The 831-nt window shown below is 63.5% G+C and carries 1 protein-coding gene; it reads right to left on the reverse strand.

Going from position 1 to position 831, the window contains the following annotated elements; translation table 11 throughout:
- Positions 1-811: tyrosine-type recombinase/integrase (locus EGM46_RS14535; RefSeq protein ID WP_125100824.1), on the reverse strand; the 811-nt coding region annotated here is incomplete at its 3' end.
- Positions 812-831 lie beyond the last annotated feature (20 nt).

The following is an 831-nucleotide window of genomic DNA, read 5'->3' on the forward strand; positions in this document are numbered from 1 at the left end:
CGAGGATCGGCACATAGCGTTCCTTGCGGCCCTTGGTCTGCTTCGTGACGAGGCCGCCCTTGCCAGGGTAGACCTGTCGCTCGATCCTCACGATGCGGTTCACCCAGTCGATGTCGCCGACTTCAAGGCCGGCGACTTCGGAGCCACGGGCAGAGAGCATGGCGCAGAGCATCACGTGATCCGAATAGCTCTGATGCACTTCCCCGCACGCCTCGGCCAGGATATTGAGCTTCTCGATATCCGGGATCGCATAGGCGCGCAGCGCGCCGGGCTTGAGCGCTGAATCCTTGTGAAACGTACGCCTGGCGCGATTCTTGGCCGGATTCGAGGAGATCACCTCGTCACGCACTGCTACATCGAGCACCCGTACGAGTGGCGCGATGGTGTTCTTGATCGTGGATGGGCTGTACTCGGTTTCCCACTGGTCGATGGTGCGGTCGATCACGCCGGTGGTGATCTTGCTGACCTTGAGGTGTCCGAGCGCGGGTAGAACGCGCAGCCTGAGTCCGGCATCGTAGTACGAAGCGGTTGAGGTGGGGTCGAGCCCGCGCTGCCAGCGGGTTCCGATGGATGCCACGTAGTCGGTGAAGGTGATGAGGGTATCTGTGCCGGTCTCGGTCGCCTGTCGCAGCTTTTCGAAGAACGCTTCCGCCTCTTCCGGAGTGGCGACGAACTCGGATCGGCTGGGCCGCTTCTTCGTGTGCGGGTCGGTCCAGCGCACGCGCGCGAGGTATCCGTTGCCGCGGTTCTCGATGCTGGTGGCGAGCTTCACGCCGAGCGGGGGCATCTTGTGCTGGTGCGGGTCAGCCACGGCTGGCCTCGCGTTCCAGC

This window comes from Leucobacter chromiireducens, from assembly GCF_003917135.1.
In the GTDB taxonomy this organism is placed as follows: domain Bacteria; phylum Actinomycetota; class Actinomycetes; order Actinomycetales; family Microbacteriaceae; genus Leucobacter; species Leucobacter chromiireducens_A.